21 protein-coding genes and 1 pseudogene are annotated in these 24,230 nt (G+C 44.6%); 8 read left to right on the top strand and 14 right to left on the bottom strand.

Annotated elements, in window-relative coordinates:
- Positions 1-160: 160 nt before the first annotated feature.
- Positions 161-913 (top strand): fatty acid metabolism transcriptional regulator FadR, encoded by a 753-nt coding sequence (gene fadR / locus NAF29_RS14345; RefSeq protein ID WP_285817782.1) that lies wholly within the window; start codon positions 161-163, stop codon positions 911-913.
- A 69-nt stretch (positions 914-982) separates the two neighbouring features.
- Here the strand turns inward: fadR and sodB are convergent, their stop codons facing one another.
- Positions 983-1,564, bottom strand: coding sequence for a superoxide dismutase [Fe] (gene sodB / locus NAF29_RS14340; protein WP_251262306.1), 582 nt, complete (start codon positions 1,562-1,564; stop codon positions 983-985).
- Between the two features lie 226 nt (positions 1,565-1,790).
- Between sodB and NAF29_RS14335 the strand changes: the two genes are divergently transcribed.
- Both NAF29_RS14335 and NAF29_RS14330 read left to right on the top strand, forming a co-directional pair.
- Entirely contained in the window at positions 1,791-2,144 is a 354-nt protein-coding gene (locus NAF29_RS14335; protein WP_285817781.1) for a Grx4 family monothiol glutaredoxin, read from the top strand.
- A gap of 113 nt (positions 2,145-2,257) precedes the next feature.
- Entirely contained in the window at positions 2,258-2,863 is a 606-nt protein-coding gene (locus tag NAF29_RS14330; protein WP_251262305.1) for a peroxiredoxin C, read from the top strand.
- Positions 2,864-3,216: 353 nt separating this feature from the next.
- Here NAF29_RS14330 and rnt read toward each other — a convergent pair whose 3' ends face one another.
- Positions 3,217-3,891, bottom strand: coding sequence for a ribonuclease T (gene rnt, locus NAF29_RS14325; RefSeq protein WP_251262304.1), 675 nt, complete (start codon positions 3,889-3,891; stop codon positions 3,217-3,219).
- A 172-nt stretch (positions 3,892-4,063) separates the two neighbouring features.
- Here rnt and NAF29_RS14320 point away from each other — a divergent pair, with 172 nt between their 5' ends.
- Complete coding sequence (locus tag NAF29_RS14320; protein WP_251262303.1) at positions 4,064-4,993, top strand: flagellar protein MotY; 930 nt, start codon at positions 4,064-4,066, stop codon at positions 4,991-4,993.
- Between the two features lie 18 nt (positions 4,994-5,011).
- On the opposite strand, the gene gloA is transcribed toward NAF29_RS14320, so the two are convergent.
- The 4 genes and pseudogenes from gloA to NAF29_RS14300 form a co-directional block, all read right to left on the bottom strand.
- The gene (gene gloA, locus NAF29_RS14315; RefSeq protein WP_251262302.1) at positions 5,012-5,416 is read right to left on the bottom strand and encodes a lactoylglutathione lyase; all 405 of its coding nucleotides are present in this window, start codon (positions 5,414-5,416) and stop codon (positions 5,012-5,014) included.
- A 97-nt stretch (positions 5,417-5,513) separates the two neighbouring features.
- The gene (locus tag NAF29_RS14310; protein WP_251262301.1) at positions 5,514-5,864 is read right to left on the bottom strand and encodes a hypothetical protein; all 351 of its coding nucleotides are present in this window, start codon (positions 5,862-5,864) and stop codon (positions 5,514-5,516) included.
- Entirely contained in the window at positions 5,857-7,056 is a 1,200-nt protein-coding gene (locus NAF29_RS14305) for a hypothetical protein (RefSeq protein ID WP_251262300.1), read from the bottom strand. The genes NAF29_RS14310 and NAF29_RS14305 overlap by 8 nt, the downstream gene beginning before the upstream one ends.
- A 373-nt stretch (positions 7,057-7,429) precedes the next feature.
- Positions 7,430-7,675, bottom strand: a pseudogene (locus tag NAF29_RS14300) (endonuclease III); the annotation flags it as partial.
- 198 nt (positions 7,676-7,873) lie between these two features.
- Here NAF29_RS14300 and NAF29_RS14295 point away from each other — a divergent pair.
- The 3 genes from NAF29_RS14295 (at position 7,874) to NAF29_RS14285 (ending at position 14,506) form a co-directional block, all read left to right on the top strand.
- A complete protein-coding gene (locus tag NAF29_RS14295) occupies positions 7,874-8,554 on the top strand; it encodes a response regulator transcription factor (RefSeq protein ID WP_251262299.1) in 681 nt (226 codons plus the stop codon).
- On the top strand, positions 8,551-9,933 hold the full coding sequence (locus NAF29_RS14290; protein ID WP_251262298.1) for a sensor histidine kinase: 1,383 nt from the start codon (positions 8,551-8,553) through the stop codon (positions 9,931-9,933). Before NAF29_RS14295 ends, NAF29_RS14290 begins: the two co-directional genes overlap by 4 nt.
- 172 nt (positions 9,934-10,105) lie before the next feature.
- On the top strand, positions 10,106-14,506 hold the full coding sequence (locus NAF29_RS14285) for an Lcl domain-containing protein (protein ID WP_251262297.1): 4,401 nt from the start codon (positions 10,106-10,108) through the stop codon (positions 14,504-14,506).
- Between the two features lie 91 nt (positions 14,507-14,597).
- Here NAF29_RS14285 and nth read toward each other — a convergent pair whose 3' ends face one another.
- The 7 genes from nth to rsxA are packed head-to-tail and all read right to left on the bottom strand — an operon-like array spanning position 14,598 to position 21,048.
- The gene (gene nth / locus NAF29_RS14280) at positions 14,598-15,230 is read right to left on the bottom strand and encodes an endonuclease III (protein ID WP_251262296.1); all 633 of its coding nucleotides are present in this window, start codon (positions 15,228-15,230) and stop codon (positions 14,598-14,600) included.
- A gap of 4 nt (positions 15,231-15,234) precedes the next feature.
- Positions 15,235-15,939, bottom strand: a complete 705-nt coding sequence (locus tag NAF29_RS14275) for an electron transport complex subunit E (RefSeq protein WP_251262295.1) — start codon at positions 15,937-15,939, stop codon at positions 15,235-15,237.
- Positions 15,936-16,559: an electron transport complex subunit RsxG gene (gene rsxG / locus NAF29_RS14270; protein ID WP_349665585.1), complete on the bottom strand. Its 624-nt coding sequence runs from the start codon at positions 16,557-16,559 to the stop codon at positions 15,936-15,938. The genes NAF29_RS14275 and rsxG overlap by 4 nt, the downstream gene beginning before the upstream one ends.
- A 5-nt stretch (positions 16,560-16,564) precedes the next feature.
- On the bottom strand, positions 16,565-17,623 hold the full coding sequence (rsxD, locus tag NAF29_RS14265) for an electron transport complex subunit RsxD (protein ID WP_349665583.1): 1,059 nt from the start codon (positions 17,621-17,623) through the stop codon (positions 16,565-16,567).
- Positions 17,620-19,908, bottom strand: coding sequence for an electron transport complex subunit RsxC (rsxC, locus tag NAF29_RS14260; protein WP_251262294.1), 2,289 nt, complete (start codon positions 19,906-19,908; stop codon positions 17,620-17,622). The genes rsxD and rsxC overlap by 4 nt, the downstream gene beginning before the upstream one ends.
- Positions 19,901-20,467, bottom strand: coding sequence for an electron transport complex subunit RsxB (rsxB, locus tag NAF29_RS14255; protein ID WP_251262293.1), 567 nt, complete (start codon positions 20,465-20,467; stop codon positions 19,901-19,903). Before rsxB ends, rsxC begins: the two co-directional genes overlap by 8 nt.
- A complete protein-coding gene (rsxA, locus tag NAF29_RS14250) occupies positions 20,467-21,048 on the bottom strand; it encodes an electron transport complex subunit RsxA (protein WP_251262292.1) in 582 nt (193 codons plus the stop codon). The genes rsxB and rsxA overlap by 1 nt, the downstream gene beginning before the upstream one ends.
- 223 nt (positions 21,049-21,271) lie before the next feature.
- Between rsxA and NAF29_RS14245 the strand changes: the two genes are divergently transcribed.
- The gene (locus NAF29_RS14245; protein WP_251262291.1) at positions 21,272-22,168 is read left to right on the top strand and encodes a DMT family transporter; all 897 of its coding nucleotides are present in this window, start codon (positions 21,272-21,274) and stop codon (positions 22,166-22,168) included.
- 7 nt (positions 22,169-22,175) lie between these two features.
- Here NAF29_RS14245 and NAF29_RS14240 read toward each other — a convergent pair whose 3' ends face one another.
- On the bottom strand, positions 22,176-24,107 hold the full coding sequence (locus NAF29_RS14240) for an EAL domain-containing protein (protein WP_251262290.1): 1,932 nt from the start codon (positions 24,105-24,107) through the stop codon (positions 22,176-22,178).
- Positions 24,108-24,230: the final 123 nt, after the last annotated feature.

Below are 24,230 nucleotides of genomic sequence, written 5' to 3'. Positions count from 1 at the left end.
TTTTTTTGAAAATAATACATATATAGTCTGTTAAAACTTTGATTTGAGCCCTAACTCATCGAATATGTGAACAAAAGATGTTGAATGGTTCTTGGCGCTCTAATCAGCGCTCTGGTATGATGAGTGGCTTTTAATTACAAAACTAACGGGTGGTATCGGCTTGTCTCACTTAGATCGCCGCGGCAATATTGATGACCAAAGTGTCATTCAGGCAAAAAATCCAGCGGAATTTGCTGAAGAATATATTGTTCGTTCAATTTGGAATAATCGTTTTCCTCCAGGTTCAATCTTACCTGCCGAGCGTGAGCTATCTGAGCTAATAGGTGTGACTCGCACAACCTTAAGAGAAGTCTTGCAGCGTTTAAAGCAAGACGGTTGGATTACAATCCAACACGGCAAACCTACCCGAGTCAATAACTTTTGGGAAACATCAGGGCTGAACATTTTGATGACGCTGGCGCGTTTAGATCAAGATGGAATGCCGGATTTGATTGACCATTTGTTATCTGCACGTACAAATATTGCTGCTATTTATTTACGAGCAGCGATCAAAGCTGATCCGCAAGCGGTCATGAAAGCCATTGAAGATGCAAAACAAACCGCGGAAGATGGCGAAGAGTTTGCGTTAGTGGATTATAACTTTCATCAAGCCATGGCGCGTATTGCTGACAACCCAATCTATGTATTGATTCTGAACGGCTTTAAAGGCTTGTACACAAGAATTGGTGGTCATCATTACAGTTACCCTGATAGTCGTGAATTGACACTCAAGTTTTACGACCAGGTTAATACATTGGCAGAGCAGGGCAAACACGATGATGTTGTCTTTGCGGTGCGCCATTATGGCCGAGATAGCGCAATTTTGTGGGAAATGCATCGCAAAGAATTGCCGTCGAATATTGTCGACAAATAATCGACCGCATTACAGACATAAAAAAAGCCGGGCAATCACCCGGCTTTTTAATGTGCAGAATCTAAAAGCTTAAGCGAAGTTTTTCGCTGCAAATTCCCAGTTCGCCAATTTCCAGAACGCTTCCATGTAGCTCGGACGCAAGTTGCGGAAATCAATGTAGTAAGCGTGTTCCCACAAATCTACAGTTAATACCGGTGTAACGCCTTCTTCTGTCAGCGGTGTTGCTGCGTTAGAAGTATTTACGATTGCCAAAGAACCGTCTGCTTTTTTCACTAACCAAGTCCAGCTTGAGCCGAAGTTGTTGATTGCGCTATCAGTGAATTTTGCTTTGAACTCTTCGAAAGAACCGAATGCAGCATTAATTGCTTCTGCTAAATCGCCTGTTGGTTCGCCGCCGCCATTTGGGCTTAAGCTGTTCCAATAGAACGTGTGGTTCCAGATTTGTGCTGCGTTGTTGAATACGCCGCCTGATGAAGTTTTAACAACTTCTTCTAAGCTCTTACCTGCGAATTCAGTGCCTTCAACTAAACCGTTGAGTTTTACAACATAAGTGTTGTGATGTTTACCATAGTGGTACTCAAGAGTCTCTGCTGAGATGTGTGGTTCTAATGCTTCCTTCGCGTAAGGAAGAGGTGGTAGTTCAAACGCCATAATCTCCAGTCTCCATTGGCAGGGCAGATGCCCTTGTGTGTGTTTGTTTTTTAATAGTAACGCTATTCTAGCGATTATTGAGCGTTATAAAAGGGAGGATTGAATTTTTTTAAGTGACTTTGCCTATCAAACTAATAGGTAAAAACCCCTTAAACTATCTGTTTGATTCGCTACACTTCACGCGTAGAATGTCGCCATCGAAAGAAAACAGGCCTAGAGATTTATTATGGAAACGCTTGAGCGCATTAAAAAGCAACTATCTGACAACCCTATCTTACTTTATATGAAAGGGTCTCCGAAATTACCAAGCTGTGGTTTTTCATCACAAGCTTCACAAGTATTGATGCAGTGCGGTGAGCGCTTTGCTTACGTTGATATTTTACAAAACCCTGACATTCGCGCTGAGCTTCCTAAATTTGCTAATTGGCCTACATTTCCACAATTGTGGATTGAAGGCGAACTCGTTGGTGGATGTGACATCTTGATCGAAATGTTCCAACAAGGTGAGTTGCAAACTCTGATCTCTGAAGCCGCAGCTCGTCATCCTGTTGAAACAGAAAATAACGATCCTGCTGAATAACTGTTTTTAATTGGCTTTCGGTGTTAAATCCCTGAGAGCCTGCTAATTTGTATTAGATCGTAACATTCAGTCCAATTGCGGGCTGTATAGAAAACATAACATGGAGAAATAACATGGCTGTATTAGTCGGTCGTCCTGCCCCAGATTTTACTGCGGCGGCGGTACTTGGTAACGGTGAGATTGTTGATAACTTTAACCTAACAGAATACCTTGCGGGTTCTGCTGCGGTTGTATTCTTCTACCCACTCGACTTCACGTTCGTGTGCCCATCTGAGTTGATTGCTTTCGATCACCGCGTTGCGGATTTCGAAGCGAAAGGCGTTAAAGTAATCGGTGTTTCTATCGATTCACAATTCACACACAACGCATGGCGTAACACTGATGTTGCTGACGGCGGCATCGGCCAAGTAAAATACCCACTCGTAGCAGACGTGAAGCACGAAATCTGTCAAGCATACGACGTAGAGCACCCTGAAGCGGGCGTTGCTTTCCGTGGTTCTTTCTTGATTGATACTGCTGGTGTTGTTCGTCACCAAGTTGTAAACGACCTGCCATTAGGCCGTAACATTGACGAAATGTTGCGTATGGTTGATGCCTTGAACTTCCACGAGAAAAACGGTGAAGTTTGTCCTGCACAGTGGGAAGATGGTAAAGAAGGTATGGACGCATCTCCAGAAGGTGTTGCTAAGTACTTGTCAGCAAACGCGGAAGGCTTGTAATCTCACATTCTTTGAGATGATGCAAAAGGCCGCTTTGAGCGGCCTTTTTTACGCCTGTTTACTGCGATGATGGCGCTTATGATTACTTTCAGGGTGTGATTTTTTGTGAAAAGTTAACTCGTATTTTGGATTAGATTAACTAATCCGAATGGGTAGAATTTCTCAGTGGTCAAATGTGATGTTCAAGAATAGAATGGCGCCATGTTTGAGATGTGAGTCACACTTTGGAGTTAATATGACTAAGAAACGTTCGAATATCATTGCTCGATTTTTTCGCATCGGCCATGAATTACAAATGAATGGTGTGAAGTAATTTAATGAAAGGCGGCCTCAATGGTCGCCTTTTTTATACTCTAAATTTCAGCCGAAGGTTCTTCTTCTTGAGGCTGTTTTGCTACCGTATATGGCCACCCTCCAAGCGCCTGATGGTGATTCACCATATGACAAAACAATTCAGCTGTCTTTTCTGTATCGTAGGCAGCACTGTGTGCTTGAGATTTATCAAAATCAACCCCAGCCAACTCGCAGGCTTCTGACAACACTGTCTTCCCCAAAATCAATGCACACAATGTCGTGGTGTCAAATGTGACGAATGGGTGGAAGGGGCTACGTTTGTGTTTTGTTCTTTGAATCGCAGCATTTAAAAAACTGTTATCAAACGCGGCATTATGGGCGACCAGCACGCAACGTTGGCAATCATGTTGTTTTTGAAGTGCGCGAAGTTTTTTGAATAGCTCAGTCAAAGCCGTTTTTTCTGCGATTGCATTCCGCTCAGGGCAGTCCGGGTTAATACCGGTAAATGCCAAAGATGATGGTTCTAAATTGGCGCCTTCAAATGGCGCAATATTGAAGGCTATGGTTTCGAGCCGGACCAGCTCTCCATCATCATTCATGCTGAGTGGGGTCGCGGCAAGCTCAAGCATCGCGTCAGTAGTGGCATTGAAACCCGCCGTTTCAATATCAACAACAACAGGGTAGTAACCACGAAAACGGCCAGCTAAACTATGCTGGTCAACAGCATCGGTCATGAGAACTCCAGAGATATTCATTCAGCTGGCTATTATTCCAGAAATCTCGGATTCTGTGTCGTAATTTGTTAAATTCAGTTAAAGAATGCAGTTTTGAAGCCGATAAACTTCTTAGATACGCGAAAACCGGTTTAGAGCTATGTGGAAATACAGTCTAGTAACATGTGCAACCGTGCTCCTAGCAGCACCAACGGAAGCGGCTTTGCGCCAGTATCAAGCTCCGTTGGCAAGTTCAGACTGGGTTATGAGTAAAAGCACACCGCTTGCATGCCAGTTAGAACATGCCATTCCACGATTTGGAACTGCGAAGTTTCACGGTGAGGCGGGCACTCAAAACGACATCAACATGACGATGGATGCCTTTCGACAGCCTCGCGCAACCGGCTTTGCACAGCTTGTTGCCGTACCTCCTGCTTACAAACCTGGTTTGGAGCCCGCTCATTTGGCAACACTGAAGGTATTAGAAGGTTTTGACCCAAGCTTAAATCCTAAATTGTCATGGTCTGTATTGACAGAGTTAGAGCAGGGCAATAATCCAACTTTTTATTATCGAGATGGTTATAGAAAGGGCGGCGAAGTTAGCGTTGCTCTTAATTCGGCTAATTTTCGTTCCGGTTATGCAGATTTTGTGGAATGTGTGGGCGGGCTTCTGCCGTTTGGCTTTGATGATGTTGCATTGACGGTATTAAACTACCGGTCGAACAGTGACCGATTAGAGCTAGAATCTCAACGCCGTTTGCGTCGTGTTGCGGAATACGTGGTGAATGATCCTGCCATCGTCAAAATCAATATTGATGCATATTCAGATAGCTATGGTGGGCGCTGGTTGAATTTAGAGCTGTCTAAAAAGCGTGCCAACGCTATTCGAGAGTTTTTAATTGAACAAGGAGTGGATGACGATAAGCTGGTATCTTCAGGATATGGTGAACGACGTCATATATCTTCAAACGAAACACCACTAGGCCGACAGAAAAACCGAAGAGTAGTGATGCGCTTAACGCGTGACGCGAGTTTAGATGACTATGCGGAACAAGAGCTGCAAGCTGAACAGAGTGCGGGAGTTGTGCAGGCAGCCGCCACCCAAACAGCAGCCCCTCAATAAGAGGCTGCTTTCGCTGGCTTAGCCTAAGCCTTTGCTTGCACTTTCCATTTGAATGAGTTCTAACTTGTAGCCATCTGGGTCATCAACAAAGGCTATTTCTGTTGCGCCACCCTTCACAGGGCCAGGCTCGCGACTGATGTGACCGCCCGCCGCTCGAATTGCGTCACAGGTGCCATAAATATCGTCAACCCCGATGGCTACATGGCCGAAAGCATTGCCCATATCGTAGTCTTCAGTACCCCAATTATAGGTTAACTCTATCACTGCGCCTTCGCTTTCGTCGCCATACCCCACAAAAGCGAGGGTGTATTTGTACTCATCATTTTCATGCTGGCGAAGCAGATTCATTCCCATGATTTGAGTGTAGAACTCAATAGAACGTTGTAAATCGCCTACGCGAAGCATGGTATGTAATACACGCATGTCTGGTTCCTTTAGGTTGTATTTTATAGTTAAGTGTTTGAATTATATTATTTATGCTGCTTGGTGTTGAATGCCTTTCAGGGAGAATAGTTAACACCTATCGCAGCTTAAAATGATGTGCAGTGACTTCTTCCTGCTCCACATGAACCCATTTGATGGCGATGTTGAGGTCGTCTTTGAGCTCTTGTAGTAGTTGCTGAATATGCTGTTGGGCAAGCTCTATTTTATCGGGCATGATTGATAAGATGACCTTCATCCCTGACTCTTGTTGACCTAAATGGTAGCTCGATTTGTCTTCCTCACCATCTTCCGACCAAATGCCATCAATCGGTTGGCAGCATGCACCTGCAAATAGTTGACTCAGTCGAGGCGTCATAAACTCAAGCACTGAAGCGTAAGGAAAAGTATCTGCTGAAAAAATAATAGTTAATCGAATTCGTTTATTCATGATTTCTATAAAAGTACAGAGTCACTAAGATTACCATCAAAAACATAATGTTAATGATGTGTTCTGCTGATGAAAATTGAATGAGATCAAGCAGGCCCGTTGAGTGTTCGTGTTCAGTATTGCCCTCTAGATCAATTAAATCAACTACCAAGCTAATCAGCCCTAAGGCACCTAAAAAAGTAAGCAGTGTTTGTATTCGACGGTTTTGGTGCCGAATTTTGTCTTGAGATAATCGATCTAGTCGGGCTTGGGTTAAATGTGTGAGTTGTGTAATACGATCGCGCTGTTCACCAAACTGCCATGCTTGGCCGAACTGTTTGAGTAGCTCTCTTCTTGTACCTTGTACGCCGCTTGCTGCGGCCGACATTTGAATATCAATAAACTCGATATGATCATTTCTGTATTGCTGGTTATTGATGGACTGCGCCAGTTTATCGAGCGTGTCGGAATTGTAATAGCTGTTGTTAAACTGCTTCAAATTGTCTTTCAATAAATCTTCAATTCGATTCATCAAGGCAGCATGGAATTGTGAAATCACCATGGTGCGATTTACATCTGAAAAGTGCTTTTGCTCAACCAGCAAAGAATTTCCAGATCCAAGTAATAAATAGTCTGAATCAACATCTACGTTTTTGAGCCACTTAAGGTAGTGTTCTTCGTGTAAGTTTGGCGCTTTGGTGAGCATGCGAGCAACCCACATTGGTTTGCCGTTGATCAATTCTTCTCGAGTATTCACAAAAAATTTGTAGGCGCTAGGCTGAATCATTGGTGCTGTGGTTTTGATGTCGTAAATTTGAGCGAGCACCGGCGATAAATATTGAAACGACAGGGCTTCAACTCTGTTTGATATCTCTAGATCATCAATGTTAGAAATATCAGAGCAAAGCGATAGTCTTAAATGAAGTACAGCCAGACAGCTGTCATACACATAAAGCTGAGCATGTTCTACATCTGGCTCATCGGTCAAACCTGCGAATTCAAAAATTGCCGAAGGTTGATAGAGCATCGGCAGGTTGTCGTGTTCAAGTGAGCCGTATCCCATGGGCCAAATGTTGGCTTTGATCGTAAGCGGGTCGATACCTGAGAAATGCTGACGTAATAGCGAAAGCCGCTGTTCGTCGTCTTCAATTAATTCTGACTGCCAATTCACTGGCACAATAATTGGGGAATAAGTGTCTAATTGTAACTGCATGAAGATGACTTATGAGTGAGTGGCAGCGGCTTCGCTTATATAGTCTCACAAGATATCGTTCATCACGCTTGATTGTCTATGGCTCATAAACATTTGTTTGAGCTGGCAACGGTGTATATAGGTTTCATGTGGCCGATGCTGACTGGCGGCTATTAAGGGGCTTGCTTGCCAAAGCTCCTAAAAAAACCTTGGCAACCCTACAACATCGTCCTTCGGCTGCATGCTTTACTCGGGCTTGCGGAACTCGCATTGTTTAAACAGTCCTCGGCTTAACCTTCCAATCGTTGCGCGACTCATTGGTGATAAAGAGGGAGGGCCGATTTTTGGATGATCAGCCCGTTATGTCGATGATTATCTGAATTCAGATGAAAGTCTATTCAGTCTTATCTTTAAACTCACACAAGTCTTCAATGATGCATGAGCCACATCTTGGTTTACGGGCGATACAAGTATAACGACCGTGGAGGATCAGCCAGTGGTGAACGTCGACCTTAAATTCTGCGGGAACAACTTTTAATAGTTTTTCTTCCACTTTGACCACGGTATCGCCTTTGGCAAACCCTGTACGGTTGCTGACGCGATCAATGTGAGTGTCGACAGCGATTGTAGGCCAGCCAAAAGGTAAGGAAGGTAGATTTACTTGATATTCCCAATAATAATCATTATTGCTAATTGCGCTGTTTATAATTTGTTGATACACCTTCATCTTCTCCTCATGTTAACTTATATATATTTAATGATATGTGAGTAAAATTTTAAACTTAATCGCTAGTAGAAAATTTTTATCACTAAACTTTTATCGTAGAAGAGCTGTAAGATGAAATTATTATTGGTTGAAGATTCCGAAGCACTATCTAGGGCTGTCGTTAAAGCGTTGAAAGCATCTGGGTTTGCGGTAGACTCAACAGATAATGGTCAAGATGGTTTATGGATGGCATTAGAGAATAACTATGACGTGATTATTCTCGACATTATGCTACCCGGATTAGATGGTCGAGAAGTGCTCAAAAAATTGAGGGAAGCTAACAATGAATCGCCGGTATTGTTTTTGACAGCGAAAGATTCAATTGAAGATCGTGTTGCTGGATTGCGTTTAGGCGCTGATGATTATTTGGTTAAATCATTTGCCATTGAAGAACTTATCGCTAGAGTTGAAGCACTTGCTCGACGAAAATACCAAACCCGCTCTCCAAAATTAACTGTTGGTGATTTGACCTTAGACCGGTCAGCTAAAACTGTTACTCGAGGAAGCCATAATGTCCCCTTAACCTCTCAATTGTTTTCTTTATTAGAATACCTCATGTTGCATGAAGGAAGTGTTATTTCACGTACCCAGATAGAAGAGCATATTTATGACGAACAAGTGTCGCCCATGAGCAACGTAGTTGATACTGCAATATGTGCATTAAGAAAATCGATTAAGGTATCAAAAAACGATGCCTTACTAATTCATACTCGAAGAGGTATGGGCTATATAATTAGTGTAGAAAAGCCATGAAAAGTATCCGCTCCCAACTATTATTTTGGCTAGTGCCAAGTTTTATTGTTATTGCGATTTTAGCAGGGGCAACTTTGTATTTCTCTGAAAAACGTAGGCTTAATGGTAGCCTTGACAATGAACTCAATAAGCTTGCTCGTTCAGTTCAGCTTGCCAATAGAATGCCAATACCACCTCGGAGGTTTGGTGGTAATATGAGGACACCAAAAGAAATTGCTGAAAACACCAGACGTCTGCTCAACGATGAAAATAACTCATTTTATTTACAAGCTTGGGATGAAGATGGAGCAACAGTAAGCAAATCTGAAAACCTTGCCGAGTATCAGTTTAGCTACCCGAGTGAACAACACCGGCAGAGACACTACAATAGTCAGTTAGCTTCAGGTGAATATATTCGCATGCACTCTTTTATTGTTAGGCTCGGGCCTAGAGTCGGTGAAATATCTGTTTCAGTTGCAATTTCGAAGACAGAGACGAATAAACAATTAGCGATACTTACCTATAAATTGATAATTGGAGGCATATTTTTTTGCTGCTTATTGTCATTGATACTCGTTTTTACTATAAGAAGAACATTAGCGCCGATACAATATCTGTCTGAAAAAGTGGCGGAAGTAGAAGCTGGTTCGTTGCATAATAGATTGAATGTTGAAGGTGTGCCTACTGAAATCAATCCTTTAATCAGTAGGCTTAACCAATTGCTTGCAAGGTTAGAAAAAAGTTTTGAAAGAGAGTGCCAATTCAATAACGATCTTGCCCATGAGTTACGCACCCCATTAGCAGCGATTCGTGCAACAAGTGAAGTAGCAATGAAGTGGCCCGAACAATCATCTGTTGATGATTATCGCTACATTGCTGAATCTTCTTCACAACTACAAAATACGATAGACAGTTTGCTCTCTTTAGCGCGAATAGAGAACTCTGGCTCAGAAATACTCATCGAAAAGGTGAATATCTCCACCATTATTGAAGAATGTATTGCTTTGCAATCATCTCTTGTAAAAGAACGAGGGATAGAGGTTGCTTTATCCTTGAATGAACAATACTTAATAGAGAGTAACCCTCATCTTTTGCGTATCATCATTTCCAACCTGATAAGTAATGCTGTTGAGTATGCACCAGAAAATAGTGAAGTCATTATTGACTGTAAAGACAATCGTTCGATTTTAACAATTGCTAATCTTGCCCCTAACCTAGACGAAAGTGACCTCTCGACAATATTTGATCGTTTATGGAGAAAGGATAGTTCGCGAACAGGTACTAATCACGTTGGTTTAGGGCTTTCAATCGCGCATTCGGCTGCAACTGCAATATCGTTAAAGTTAACGGTAGAGCTAGATGATAAGCAAATGTTAATAATGAGTTTGGCTAAAGAATAAATCGAACAGTGGAGCTGTTTTTATAACTTCTTTAATGCATATAAATTCATGCCTTTTTGCATAACGATACATTATATTTACATTGGTTTATTATCCTCATCTTCCGCTCATCTTTCTTTAATTATTATCTCGATGTTAATGATTTATTTTAAAATGTTGGATCGGCATTGTTATGATAAAAATAAGAAATAAAAATACGTTTCTCGCATCGTGTATTGCATCACCCTTACTTTTTCTATCTGCTTGTGGCGGCGGAGGTGGTGATACATCAGGGGGGAGTGAAAATACAACAGCACCCAAACCAACCGTCGCCTTATCTGCCAGTTCAACGAGTATAGACGTTGGCGAGAAAACCATACTTACTTGGTCCAGTAGTCATGCGACAAGTTGCATTGCCTCGGGAGCGTGGAGTGGAGAAAAATCACTTACAGGCAGTGACGAAAGTAATGTATTTGATGCCGCTGGCACATACGATTTTGAACTAAGTTGTAGTGGAGAAGGCGGTGAAACCAAAGTTAACGTACCTATTACCGTTACAGAGGTTGTTGTATCAGAGCCTTCAGGATATCCAAATATATTACTTATAATTGCTGACGATATGGGTAAAGATGCTACCAATGGTTTTGCTGAAGGCCAAATAAAACCCACCACACCAACGTTAGATGATATTCAAAATGCGGGTTTATCATTTAATAATTTTTGGAGCTACCCTAGCTGCACCCCAACTAGAGCTTCAATGATAACAGGCAAATATGGTGTTAACACTGGCGTGAAATGGGTCGGTGACATATTAGATCAGCAAGAAGTTACCTTACAAAGTCATATCAATACGTTAACTAGTGACCGTTATTCAACTGCCGTAGTCGGTAAGTGGCATATTTCAGGAACCGAACCAACCATAAATCCAGAAGATTTTGGTATTGATTTTTACTCAGGAATTATTAGCGGCGCAGTGAACGATTACTACGAGTGGCAAATGTATGAAGATGGCGCTACCTCGATGCAAACAGAATATTCGACAACAAAGCTAACGAACATAGCCATTGATTGGATAGCTCAGCAACAAGATAAACCGTGGTTTATGTGGATGGCTTACAATGCTCCACATACACCGTTTCATGTTCCTCCAAGCTCAATGCACTCTCAAGGTGATTTGCCCGAGTATGAAGATGGTATGGAAGCTTTGCCATATTATTTAGCAGCTATAGAGGCGATGGATTATCAAATAGGCCGTTTACTTGAAAGCATTCCTCAAGATGAATTGGAAAATACGGTAATTATTGTGATGGGTGATAATGGTACGCCTTCGAGTGTTGCTCAAACACCTTATCGGCAGGGAAGCTCAAAAGGTTCAGTGTACCAAGGCGGCGTTAATGTACCACTATTTGTTACAGGCAAAGGTGTAACAAGATCAGGATTAATTGAAAACCTTGCTTCTGCGACAGATATATTTAGCACTATTTCAGAAATTGCAGGCATTGATGAACCCGATATCCATGATAGCTTGAGCTTAAAACCGCTCTTTACTAATGATGTTCAAATTAGAGATTATCAATACGTTGAAAAGGACGATGGCGATGTTGATATGTGGGCGATCAGTGATGGAGAATACAAGCTTATCGTGAATGCTGACGGCACCATGAAACTTTACCATTTAGCTACCGACCCATATGAAGAACAGGAGCTTATAAGTAGTGGCTCTTTAAGTGCAGCAGAACAAGCAATCATTACAGAGCTAGAAGCAGAGTTTGATAACATCAGAAATGGTAATAACAATGATCCTGAACCTTTAGAATTTAATTCAGGCATGGCCTTTCTAAACGATACGGGCATAACTTTCGGCTCAAATGAATCGAATAACGGTGCTAACTGTACTACAACTATCACAGGCACAAATGGCTTGCTACTGGAACAAGATTGCAGTCAAGGAAGAAGTGCGACTGTTAATTCCGGTAGTGATGGTGACGGTGGTTTTGATCTTACTCGTATCAATGCCGATGGCAGTGTTTATCGTGGCAATGGAAATTACGCTTCAGAGCCTTGGGCATGTGTTCGTGATGATAGAACAGGCTTGCTATGGGAAGTAAAAACCAGAGATGGTGGCATTCACGACGCGAATAATTTTTATCGTTGGGGGGGATTAACAGCAAAAGACAGGGATAATGAAGACAGAGATGGTGATTACTATGATGACTGGAACAATCTGATTATCGCTACTAATGAGGAAAATTTCTGCGGTTATAGTGATTGGAGGGTGCCTGACAACGCTCAGTTTATATCTTTAGTCAATTTCGGCAATGGCTTTGGTCCTAACGCATATAAAATTGATCAAGCCTATTTTCCTAATGCAACGAGTGACTTTTACTGGACTGCGTCTCCTTATCGTGGTTCGCATGGTGAATTTTATGCTTGGGCATTTCAATTAGCTTTTGGCAATAATAAAAATGTTCAGCGTTATCAAGCTTCGGCACTGCGTTTAGTTAGGGTTATGGATCCTTTCATTGATAGCGTAGAACAAACACCTGATGACCGTTATAAAGTGCATAACGACGGTACAGTTAGTGATTTAGCAACGGATCTTATGTGGGCGCAATGTGTAGTCGGCCTTAGCGGTATTAACTGTGATAATGGTTCAGCAGAAACCATGGATTGGGCGTTAGCATTAGAGCATGCTCAAACTAGCGAGTTTGCGGGTTATAGTGATTGGCGACTCCCTAATATTAAAGAACTATACTCATTAGTCGATTTTAATAGAGTTGAACCTGCTATTAACCTGAATGTTTTCCCTTCCACTACGGTAGATTACACGTGGAGTTCGTCTCCAATGATTGATTTTGCTCAGGATGCTTGGTTTGTAAATTTTAAAGCCGGCTTGAATTGGTTTAAAGGGCGTAGCAGTACTCACTTAGTAAGAATGGTACGTGCTGGCGCAGACGATTTTGCGTTGGCTGATGTGGACCTTCAAGATGGCCTGAGTATTGTTACCGAAGACGGTTTAGGCTCAACTGAAGGGGAAATTGGTCCTGTTGATGCTCATGTTCAAGTGTTAATTGAAGAGCAAGGATATACGGGCGACCCAACAACGGGGCGTGAATTACCTAGCATTAATGATGATAAAGCTCAGCTTGGTAAAGCTTTGTTTTATTCTAAACGCTTAAGTGGGGAGTACGATACCGCTTGTGCTTCATGTCATCATCCAGTTTTAGGTGGCGGGGATAACTTGTCTTGGCCCGTCGGTTACGATGCGGTTGATGTCTTCCATAACTTCTCTTCCAACACTGTAGGATCTGGCCGTTATTTCAATGGTAGTGACTCAAATGAGCTAGCAGGCTACCCCGTGATTGGCCGAAATGCGCCAACGATATTTAATATTGGGTTATTGGATCGAGGTTTATTTTGGGATTCGCGTATTGAAAGTGTGGATCCTAACTCAGGTGAACGAGGCACAGGTGCAGGTATCATTACGCCAGATTCTGCCAATTTTAATAGCGTAGACAGTAATATTCCTGAAGGTGCTTCTCTGGCTAACGCACAATCTCGTTTCCCAACGGTAAACCATAATGAAATGCGTGGAGATGAACCATTAACAGATGATGACAACCAAGCATATCGTGCAATGTTGGCTGCTCGTTTTGAAGGTAATGCAGAATGGGAAGGACTCTTTCAAACTGCCTATGGTGATTCGAATATTAGTTTTGACCGCATTGCTGAGGCGCTAGCTGCATTTGAAGAGTCTATGGTGTTTACCAATAATCGTTGGCAGGAATACGTTGCTGCATTAAAAGGAGTTCCAGACAGAAACATTGATGTTATGACGCAAGATGAAAAAATTGGCGCTGTGTTATTTATGACCGCAGGTGATGAAGGCGGCGCGGCGTGTAGCCAGTGTCACTCAGGTGATGCGTTCACCGACGAGAGATTTCATGCTATCGGTTTAGGACAAGTAGGCCCTGGCAACGGCGACAGTTCAAGCTTCCCGCCTGTAACTGATTCGGATTTTGGTCGTGCAAATATTACTGGAGATATAGGAGATACTTATCACTTTCGTACATCACCGCTATTGAATATAACAGAAACAGGCCCTTATATGCATAATGGTAGTTTATCTACTTTACGGCAAGTAATGGATGTTTATGGAAACCCAGGCGGGGCAATGAATGACTTGCTTGGAATAAGCACTATTCTTAACGGCAATGCTACCTTTAATGAAATGGGTAATGCTGATTATTGTGATCTAACTTCTATTATCGATATTATGGATAAAACGGGCGAAACGTGTGAGCAGGTTTATAACAATATGAATCCTGATGCATTTAACAATACGCGTATATTATTTCGTCAAACGTTCGATGAAAGCGTCTCAAATTCCCCCGCACCTGAAATTGATATTAACACCGAGCAATCGGAAAAAGTGATTGAGTTTATGGGTACGTTAACTGACCCATGCGTGACAGACAGAGAATGTCTACAACCTTGGGTTTTTGATTTGAGCAATTGGACATCTCACCCAGACTACAATGATAACTCTAATTGGATACTCATTGGTGAAGATAAGAATGGCGATAAGCTTTAATCGCCTAGATTTGAACTAAATAACAGCATATATGAGTGTTAGGAAACTTATAGTTTTCTAACGCTCTTTTTAATCCGTTAAAAATTAGAGCTTACTCAGTCTTATCTTTAAACTCACATAAATCTTCAATGATGCATGAGCCACAGCGGGGCTTTCGAGCAACACAGGTATAACGACCGTGTAGGATTAACCAGTGGTGAACGTCGACCTTAAATTCTGCGGGAACAACTTTTAATAGTTTTTCTTCCACTTTGACCACGGTATCGCCTTTGGCAAACCCTGTACGGTTGCTGACGCGATCAATGTGAGTGTCGACAGCGATTGTAGGCCAGCCAAACGCGGTGTTGAGAACCACGTTCGCTGTTTTACGGCCTACGCCGGGTAAAGCCTCCAGCGCGGCTCTGTTTTCTGGCACTTCGCCATCGTGTAAATCCAGCAGCATGCGACAGGTTTTAATGACGTTCACAGCTTTGGTGTTAAACAGGCCAATGGTTTTTATATAGTCTTTGACCCCGTCTACCCCTAAGTTCCACACGGCTTGAGGAGTGTTTGCTACAGGAAACATTTTGGCCATAGCTTTGTTCACACTCACATCGGTTGCTTGGGCTGAAAGCAACACGGCAATGAGCAACTCAAATGGTGAGGTGAAGTTCAACTCGGTGGTAGGGTGTGGATTCTCGTTTCTGAGACGTTCTAATATTTCACGTCGTTTTTGTTTGTTCATGGGCTTAAGATTCGCTCGCGCCGCTGACTCGGACTCGTTCAATTACAGGTTTAGGTTTCAGCCGAGAAGCGCGGCGCTTCGCCTGTTCATCGATCATATTTTTGGCAGCAATTAGAAACCCCATCACCAGAAATGCGCCCGGTGGAAGTAGGGCCACAAGGAATTCATGCTCAAAACTAAATATGTGAATGCGCATGTTGGTCGCCCATTCGCCAAACAACAGTTCGGCACCATCAAACAATGTGCCTTGGCCGATCACTTCTCGAATGGCACCGAGCGCGACCAGCACCAATGTAAATCCCACACCCATCATCAAACCATCTATGGCGGATGGCAATACCGAGTTTTTAGATGCAAATGCTTCTGCTCGACCTATGATTGCGCAGTTGGTGACAATCAGTGGAATGAAAATACCCAATGCTAAATAGAGATTGTATGCGTACGCATTCATCACCAACTGTACCGTGGTGACGAACGCTGCGATGATCATGACAAATACTGGAATTCGAATCTCATTGGGGATGACTTGTCGAACCAAAGAAACCGTGACATTGGAGCCAATTAGCACGAGTGTAGTGGCAATGCCTAAGCCCAGACCATTGATCACGGTGGAAGAAACCGCCAATAGGGGGCATAGACCCAAAAGTTGAACCAATGCTGGGTTGTTTTTCCATAAGCCTTGCCAGCTTATATCCACATAGGATGTCATTTTGATACCTCACAATCAGCAGCGCGATTCATCAATTCATCTTGATTGGCTTGATAAAATAATACCGTACGCTTTACCGCTGCGACTACGGCTCGTGGAGTAATCGTGGCGCCGGTAAATTGATCAAACTGGCCTCCGTCTTTGCGAACACCCCACTTTGAATCTTTATTCCCATCCACACTTTTACCTACAAATGAGTCGATCCAATCGCTTTTGCGCTTATCAATTTTGTCGCCCAATCCCGGTGTTTCTTTGTGGTCTAACACGCGAACACCGGTGACTGTGCCGTCGATAGCAATACCTACTATAAGCTCAATTCTACCCGTGTAGCCATTCGGGGCAGTAGTTTCGATAGCGATAGCTGAAGGCGCGTTGTTGAGTGTTGCTACATACGCATGATGCCTATTTCGGCTGCCCAGTAGATGATCGTCTTGCACGTTAATGCAATGATGAACCAATTCATTGTCATGCAGCTCAGGCGGAATGACTTGGTTGAGCACTTTGTATTTGTTGAGCAATTCTTCTTCGTCAATTTTGGGTTTAGTGATCACGTAGGTTATGGCGACTAGGCCTGTACAGGCCAATGCGAATATTAAAAGTAGAAGCCCGTTTTTTTGAATACTATTCATGATTGATCCCCGCGATGTCCGTAACTCACCGGCTTGGTGTAGTAGTCAATGAGCGCAACGCACATATTGGCTAATAACACAGAAAAGGCAACGGCGTCTGGGTAGCCGCCCCAAGTACGGATTGAATAGATCAAAACTCCAATTAAAGCACCGAAAATCCATCGCCCTTTAGGCGTTGTAGAACCGGATACAGGATCAGTGGCAATGAAGAACGCGCCCAACATAGTGCCACCGTTGAGCAAGTGAAACACCGGAGAACCAGTGCCATCTGGGTGCAAAACGGTGCCGAGTAATGAGGCTATAAAAAGCGCAATTAAAAAGCCTCCCGGTATTGCCCAATCAATTGCTTTGCGACGAATCAGGTAAAGTCCACCGGCTAAAAATGCCAAGTTAACCCACTCCCAACCCGCGCCAGCGAATTGACCGAATACCAATTTTTGTTGGCTCTCTGCTGCGGTTAGACCTTCACGCAAATCGGTTTTAAGGGTATCCAGTGGCGTAGCGGCGGTCATACCGTCGAGCGTCATACGCACTTGCTGAAGACTAAAACCATCTGTTGTAAACCCCGTAAAAATTAGGTTTGCAGTGTCGACTAGGCTCAATGAATGTTCGGCTTGCGATTGCACGGGCATCCAAGAGGTCATTGCAACTGGAAATGCGATTAGCAGCAATACATAACCTGCCATGGCTGGGTTAAAGGGGTTATTGCCCAAGCCACCATAGACGTGTTTAACCACTGCAATTGCGAACACGACAGCGAGCACTGTCATCCACCAAGGTAAAAATGGGGGCAATGCAATACCTAATAAAACGCCGGTTAAAATGGCGCTGCAATCATTGGCAACCCTCAGAGCCGGACGGTTGCGCATGACCATGATAATGACTTCGGTTACCCAGGCTGTGAAACCTGCAAGGCAGATGTGAATCAAGTTGCCCCAGCCAAAAAAGTACAGTTGAGCGAGAACGCCGGGTATACAACATAGCGCTACAAGGCGCATCAATTGGGGTGTGCGAAGCGCTTTGGTTGAGAATGGTGAGCTTGCAAGTTTGATCACGTTGCGTCTTCGTCCTTTTGCTGCTGTTCGCGTTTTGCTTTGGCTTTCGCCACTGCAGCTGCGACTTTGGCAGCCTTGTCGTTTGTGGCGGGTGTGTTTTGCGGCGCTGAATCTGCATCTGATTCATCCGTTTGTTGTTGCTGAGCAAGGCGTTTTGCTTTGGCACGTGCTACTGCTGCGGCAACAGCGCTGGCTTTGTCGTTGGTAGCGAGTGTGTTTTGCGGCGCTGAATCTGCATCTGATTCATCCGTTTGTTGTTGCTGAGCAAGGCGTTTTGCTTTGGCTCGTGCTACTGCTGCGGCAACAGCGCTGGCTTTGTCGTTGGTAGCGGGTGTGTTTTGCGGCGCTGAATCTGCATCTGAGTCATCCGTTTGTTGTTGCTGAGCAAGGCGTTTTGCTTTGGCACGTGCTACTGCTGCGGCAACAGCGCTGGCTTTGTCGTTGGGAGCGGTTGTGTTTTGCGGTACTGAATCTACATCTGAGCCATCTGCTTGTTGCTGCTGAGCAAGGCGTTTTGCTTTGGCTCGCGCCACAGCTGCGGCAACGGCTGATGATTGTTCATTGGCACTGCTCGGCGCGTTTTTAGCTGCGCCAGATTGCGCTTTCTGTGCTTTGCGCGCGCGCGCCAACTCTTTGCGTTTTTCGCGTTCTTTGGCCACTTCTGAGTTGTCGGGTACCACTTGTCCGCCAGTGGCATCTACTGGGGTTGTAGTGACTTGTTGCTTCTTCGCTTTCGCCCGTGCGAGGGCTGCGGCTACAACGGCCGATTTACTGTCGGCCTTGTCTGCTGTAGCGCCTTGCGTTGCTTGCTGCTCTCTTTCTTTAGCGGCTTTTAAACGTGCTTCAGCTGCGAGACGATGCTTTTCTGCGCGAGCTTGTTTTTCGCGCTCTAATCGTTCATTTCGGGCGTTAAACCGTTGCTTAGCGCGTTCAGATTTTAGCGCTTCTTCGCGGGCCGAGCGTATTTGAGACTTTGATTGTCGATATTCTAAAACCAGCGGGATCGTGCTGGGGCACACGTAGGCGCATGCGCCACACTCAATGCAATCGAATAGGTTGTGCTCATTCAATTTCTCGTGATCATTGGCCTGCGAATACCAATGCAGTTGCTGTGGTAGTAATGACACCGGGCATGCATCTGCACACTGGCCGCAGCGGATGCAGGGCATTTCATCATCCGGGTGAGGCAATTCATTTTTACCGGGGACGATCAGGCAGTTCGTGGTTTTGGTCACCGGTGCATGTGCTTTTGGTAATTCATAGCCCATCATTGGGCCGCCAACGATCACGCGTTGAGCTGAATCGATATCGTGATGAGCCAGCAAACTGTCAATCGGGGTCCCTAAGAGCACCCAATGATTAGCGGGAGTTGAAACTCGTTGGCCAGTGATGGTGACCACGCGCTCTATCAGCGGCACGCCATCGGTAACAGCGCGTTGAACGGCAAATGCGGTGCCAACATTTTGTACCACGATACCTAGATCTGAGGGTAAACCGCGGGTAGGAACTTCCTTGCCAGTCACAATTTGGATCAGTTGCTTTTCCCCGCCGGACGGGTACTTGGTTGGAATGGCAATGACTTTGAAGTTGTCTAACTGCGCACAAGCTTGTTTTAGTGCTTCAATGGCCAGCGGTTTATCGTCTTCAATAGCGATCACAACCGGAGGCTGAGCGAGCAAGTCTGTCATGATCTGACAGCCTTCAATCACTGCGTTTGCGTGAGCCTGCATGAGTGTGTCATCGGCAGTTATGTAAGGTTCGCATTCTGCGCCATTTACCAGCAGTAATTTGACTTTTGCCCGCGGGCTTAATTTGATTTCGGTGGGGAAACCTGCGCCCCCTAAACCGGCAATTCCTGCATGGCGAATCGCACCTAAAACAGCGTTATTGTCGGCTCTTTCTGCCTGAGTCAAAGGGTGGAGTTCACACCACTCATCAAGGCCGTCGGGTGTGATCACAATCGATTTTTCAGCGATTCCGCTAGGGTGATTTGTGGCTTCTTTTGATATGCGTTCAATCGTACCAGACGTTGGCGCATGAACAGGCACAGCCATGCCATGCGATGGTGTTGTTAGGGCTTGGCCTTTTAATACACGGTCGCCGACATTGACCGACAGCATTCCCGACTGCCCTATATGTTGTCGTACAGGAACGATTATTTGCTCAGGCAACCAAGCACTTTGAATCGGCAGTTTGCTCGATTGCTTTTTGTGAGTTTGTGGGTGAACGCCTCCGGGGTAATCCCAGAGTTTTCCATTCACTAATAATTCGGTTTCGTTAATCAATTTTTTCAACCACCTGCACTGGAATTTGATTCAATTTCCACTGCCAATTGTGCAGATTCTCGGTTACTGGAATCATATCAATGCAGTCAACGGGGCATGGTTCAACACAAAGATCACAGCCTGTGCATTCGTCTGCGATAACAGTGTGCATTTGTCGAGTTGCGCCTAAAATCGCATCCACAGGACACGCTTGAATACACTTAGTGCAACCAATGCATTCGTCTTCTCGGATATAAGCCACGGTTTTAATGTCGGGCCCGTCGTGGGCGTCATCAAGCGGTGTGGCTTCGCGGCCTAGTAGGTCAGCAAGACGTTTAATGGTGGCATCGCCACCTGGAGGACATTTATTGATCTCGTCGCCATCAGCAATTGCTTTTGCGTAGGGTTTGCAACCGGGATAACCACATTGGCCACATTGGGTTTGAGGTAAAATTTCGTCAATTTGCTCAACGATAGGGTCGGCTTCAACTTTAAAGCGAATAGCAATGTAGCCAAGTAGTACGCCAAAAATCAGAGCAAGGCCACCCAAGGCCAAAAGGGCAAAAAGTATCGCGGTCATTACAACTTCACCAACCCTGTAAAGCCCATGAATGCCAAACTCATCAAGCCTGCGGTAATCATTGCAATCGAAGTTCCCTTGAACGGGGCAGGTACATCGGCAGCTGCGATACGTTCACGCATAGACGCAAACAGCACCAATACCAATGAGAATCCCACGGCAGCACCAAAGCCATACAGCAGTGACTCGATAAAGCTATGCTGCTCGTTAATATTAAGCAGGGCTACGCCGAGCACTGCACAGTTTGTGGTGATTAGGGGTAAGAATATTCCAAGCAAACGGTACAGGGCAGGACTTGATTTTTGAATCACCATTTCGGTGACTTGCACCACCACGGCAATGACCAAGATAAACGCCATAGTGCGGAGAAATTCGAGGGACAAGGGTACCAGCAAGTATGTTTCCACCAAGTAGGAAGAAGCAGAAGCAAGCGTGAGTACAAATGTGGTTGCCAGTGACATGCCAATCGCGGTTTCAAGTTTGCTAGACACGCCCATAAACGGGCACAAGCCAAGGAACTTCACCAATACGAAATTGTTCACTAAAACGGTTGCGATAATGAGTAGCAGGTAATCGCCCATGGTCTCCCTGCACAATTAGATAATTAAAACCTTCATATTATCGGTGTTTAGCGCGATTTTAACAACCACAGAACGGTGGGGTTATTGACTAAATTTGCCCCTGTAAACACCTGATGACTGTTCATTACGTTTATTCGTGGTGAATAGATTGTCTCAAGGCTGGTGATATTTGCGGTTCCTGATATGGTGGCTCGCGTTTTCTGATCACTTTGAGATGTTCGCCATGCCTCACCACTTACTTCCGCAAGTTGCTTTGGTCTTCGCGGCCATGCTGTGGGGGAGCTCTTTTATTGCGTTAAAGATTGCATTTGATGATTACCCCGCTTTGTTGGTGATCTTCTTCCGAATGCTCGCCGCGAGCGTATGCTTTTTACTGGTGTGGAAGCGCTTAAAACACTTTGAATATCGTACGGGCGATTGGAAGTTGTTATTGCTGATGTCACTTGCGGAACCTTGTTTGTACTTTGTGTTTGAAGGGCTAGCGTTGCAACACACGTCGGCATCGCAGGCGGGGATGATCACTGCGTTGTTGCCGCCAATGGTTGCAGTGCTGGCTTTCATTACGCTGAAGGAGAGGCTTAATCGCACGTCTCTAATTGGCTTTGGTTTGGCCTTTAGTGGAGTGGTGTTGTTAAGTGCGTTGGCCGAGTCGGACTTGCATGCTCCGAATCCTCTGTTGGGGAATGTTTACGAGTTAATTGCAATGGTGTGTGCGGCCGTGTATTGCCTTTGTTTGAAAACGCTGTCGTCACGTTATTCTCCGGTTGCGTTAACCGCACTACAAGCTTTTGCTGGCAGCATTTTTTTTGCACCAGCTGCGATCTGGGTAGGGTTCCCTGAACAGCATTCATGGTCTGGGATTATGGCCACTTTATATCTTGGGGTGGGGGTCACTCTGGGGGCGTATTTGTTGTATAACACGGCCATTGCACACATTGAATTAAGTCGCGCCACCGCGTTTACCAACTTAATTCCAATTTTCACCTTGGTATTTGCTTATGCAGTGCTAGGCGAACAACTTGGACTGACGCAGCTGATGGCTTGCGGTGTCATCCTTGTTGGCGTCTTAATTAGCCAATGGTGCCCATCAAGTGACGGAAAACCGCGCCATGCTGCCTAGTGGAGCGCTATTCGTAACTTGTTTGCTCGTTGTGTTGCGGTGAAACAATGGGTTCTGGTTTACCCACGAAGTAACCTTGCACAACATCCACATTTAGGCGTTCATAAAGCTGTTTTTGCTCCACGGTCTCAACTGCTTCGGCAATGACTCGAACGCCCATTTGATGGGTGATGTCGACCAAAGTCCGAATGAAGTATTGCAGCTTTTTGTCGGCTTCAATTTCAAAGGTGTGGCTGGCATCGAGTTTCACGTAATCTGGATTTAACTCTCTGAAGTACTTCAACGACATAATTGAAGTGCCGAAATGCTCAATGGTAAAGCGTGCTCCAACACGGTGAATCAGATCAATAATGCGCCGGCCGGCTGTAATGTCGGTTGTGATACCGTGTTCGGATACTTCAAACACCAAGCGTCTTGTGACTGCCGCATCGCGGAGCAATTGACGTTCTAGCCAGATGCAGAAATGTGCGTCCAACACGCTGCTGTTCGATAAATTAATGGCATATCGGTCAACGTAGGGGGCAGTATCACGCGCGAGTGCAAGCGCATTTTCAACAATCACTTTGTCGAGTTGAATAATAAGGTCACTACTTTGGGCTTGCGCGATAAGGCTGGCTGTTGAAACTTGTTCGTTATTAGCATCGAAAAAGCGAGCTTGTAGTTCGGTGTACACGGTAGCTGACTCATTTAGCGACAATTGAGGCTGGCCGTATAGTGTGACACGAGCGTTTTCAATGATGTCGGCAATTAGCGCTCGCCACTGTTGCTTGCCATGTTGCTGTGAGTCGATGGGCGAGTCGCTAAAATGCCAATTGTTACCTCTGCGTGAGCTCGATATGCTCAGTGCATTGTCGCAACGAGAGAGCAAGTCTCCAATACCATCGCCCGATTGGAAATCGGTGATGCCCACATTGGCGACCTCTTCAACGTCTAACTTTCGATTTAAGTCATTGAGTTGACTTTCAAGCGTCGACGCAAATTTTTCATGCTCTTTTTTGGCGATGAAGTCGAGTACCACTGCGATATCGCTGGAGTTTAGTCGGTATTGTGTTTGGCGTTGAAAATGGGCCGCAGCATTGTTGACCAAATTCGCTATTTGTTTGACGTAGTCGTCGCCAGCACCATAACCGGATTGGTCGTTAATTACCTTTAATGATGTGGCTCGAATAATCACTAATAAACCATAATTGGTGGTGGAAGATGATTGCAGCTTCTCGAGCATGTCTTCTTTAAATTTGGCTTTGTTACCCAGACCGGTGAGACCATCGCTATAGGCATGGCGTTTCAAGGTTTCTACGTGGGCTTGTGCATCCATTAAGGGTTCAATTAAGCGCTCAATTGCTGCCGATAATGGCGTGTTAATTGGAGTGAATTCTGGTGAGGCTAGGCTGGGCAGTTGAGCGCTCTTATTCAATGCTGAAAGGTCATCAATTGCGTTGCAGGTTAAGGATACATTGCGTTTGATATTGCGAGAGATCAGAGTAAATATGCCGAATGCGCCAATGCTTCCAGCAATGAGGACTGTCAACAGAATAGGGAATAGCAAGTTCAGTGTGTTTTCAACTAGCTGTTGATTATTTAACCGGATCGATATTTCATAGCCGTGTACCGAGATACGTTGCGCATCGGGCAATAAGTGGTCCTCGACCCATAGAGTCAGCCCCGAACTAGCGTTGTTGAAGTTTTCATCAATCAGAGTTGCGTTCGTTTCGGTGTCGACAGCCGTAAAGCGTAGCAACGGATACTGAGGGATCATTTCTGACCAATTCGGGTTGTGTCCCACCGTCTGTTTCACAGCTAGACGAGTTGACTGGAGTGCCGTTTCAGTTTGGTGTGTGACCGTGCTGTGAATATAATTTAAGCTAATCGCGGTCATTAACATTGCAGTCCCAAGTACTGCAATAACAGCAATTTTTAAAGCGCGAGTGGCGACAGACATAATGAGCCTAAATCCTTTTATCTCAGTTAGTTCCAGAGCATAACCTGTGTGTGATTCATATTCCACCAGCCATTTTACGGTTATGTAGCATCAGAAGATTATTTAAAAAGGCTATCAATTGAT

It is taken from the genome of Echinimonas agarilytica (genome assembly GCF_023703465.1).
Lineage (GTDB): Bacteria > Pseudomonadota > Gammaproteobacteria > Enterobacterales > Neiellaceae > Echinimonas > Echinimonas agarilytica.
This window is presented reverse-complemented; position numbering and strand designations above follow the sequence as displayed.

What these genes read in the sequence shown, in the direction of transcription:
- nth (WP_251262296.1), bottom strand. Translation starts at nt 15,230, where the DNA reads ATGAACAAACAAAAACGACGTGAAATATTAGAACGTCTCAGAAACGAG.
- rsxA (WP_251262292.1), bottom strand. Translation starts at nt 21,048, where the DNA reads ATGGGCGATTACCTGCTACTCATTATCGCAACCGTTTTAGTGAACAAT.
- NAF29_RS14335 (WP_285817781.1), top strand. Translation starts at nt 1,791, where the DNA reads ATGGAAACGCTTGAGCGCATTAAAAAGCAACTATCTGACAACCCTATC.
- NAF29_RS14295 (WP_251262299.1), top strand. Translation starts at nt 7,874, where the DNA reads ATGAAATTATTATTGGTTGAAGATTCCGAAGCACTATCTAGGGCTGTC.
- gloA (WP_251262302.1), bottom strand. Translation starts at nt 5,416, where the DNA reads ATGCGTGTATTACATACCATGCTTCGCGTAGGCGATTTACAACGTTCT.
- NAF29_RS14305 (WP_251262300.1), bottom strand. Translation starts at nt 7,056, where the DNA reads ATGCAGTTACAATTAGACACTTATTCCCCAATTATTGTGCCAGTGAAT.
- NAF29_RS14245 (WP_251262291.1), top strand. Translation starts at nt 21,272, where the DNA reads ATGCCTCACCACTTACTTCCGCAAGTTGCTTTGGTCTTCGCGGCCATG.
- NAF29_RS14275 (WP_251262295.1), bottom strand. Translation starts at nt 15,939, where the DNA reads ATGACATCCTATGTGGATATAAGCTGGCAAGGCTTATGGAAAAACAAC.
- sodB (WP_251262306.1), bottom strand. Translation starts at nt 1,564, where the DNA reads ATGGCGTTTGAACTACCACCTCTTCCTTACGCGAAGGAAGCATTAGAA.
- NAF29_RS14290 (WP_251262298.1), top strand. Translation starts at nt 8,551, where the DNA reads ATGAAAAGTATCCGCTCCCAACTATTATTTTGGCTAGTGCCAAGTTTT.
- NAF29_RS14240 (WP_251262290.1), bottom strand. Translation starts at nt 24,107, where the DNA reads ATGTCTGTCGCCACTCGCGCTTTAAAAATTGCTGTTATTGCAGTACTT.
- NAF29_RS14310 (WP_251262301.1), bottom strand. Translation starts at nt 5,864, where the DNA reads ATGAATAAACGAATTCGATTAACTATTATTTTTTCAGCAGATACTTTT.
- NAF29_RS14330 (WP_251262305.1), top strand. Translation starts at nt 2,258, where the DNA reads ATGGCTGTATTAGTCGGTCGTCCTGCCCCAGATTTTACTGCGGCGGCG.
- rnt (WP_251262304.1), bottom strand. Translation starts at nt 3,891, where the DNA reads ATGACCGATGCTGTTGACCAGCATAGTTTAGCTGGCCGTTTTCGTGGT.
- rsxB (WP_251262293.1), bottom strand. Translation starts at nt 20,467, where the DNA reads ATGACCGCGATACTTTTTGCCCTTTTGGCCTTGGGTGGCCTTGCTCTG.
- NAF29_RS14285 (WP_251262297.1), top strand. Translation starts at nt 10,106, where the DNA reads ATGATAAAAATAAGAAATAAAAATACGTTTCTCGCATCGTGTATTGCA.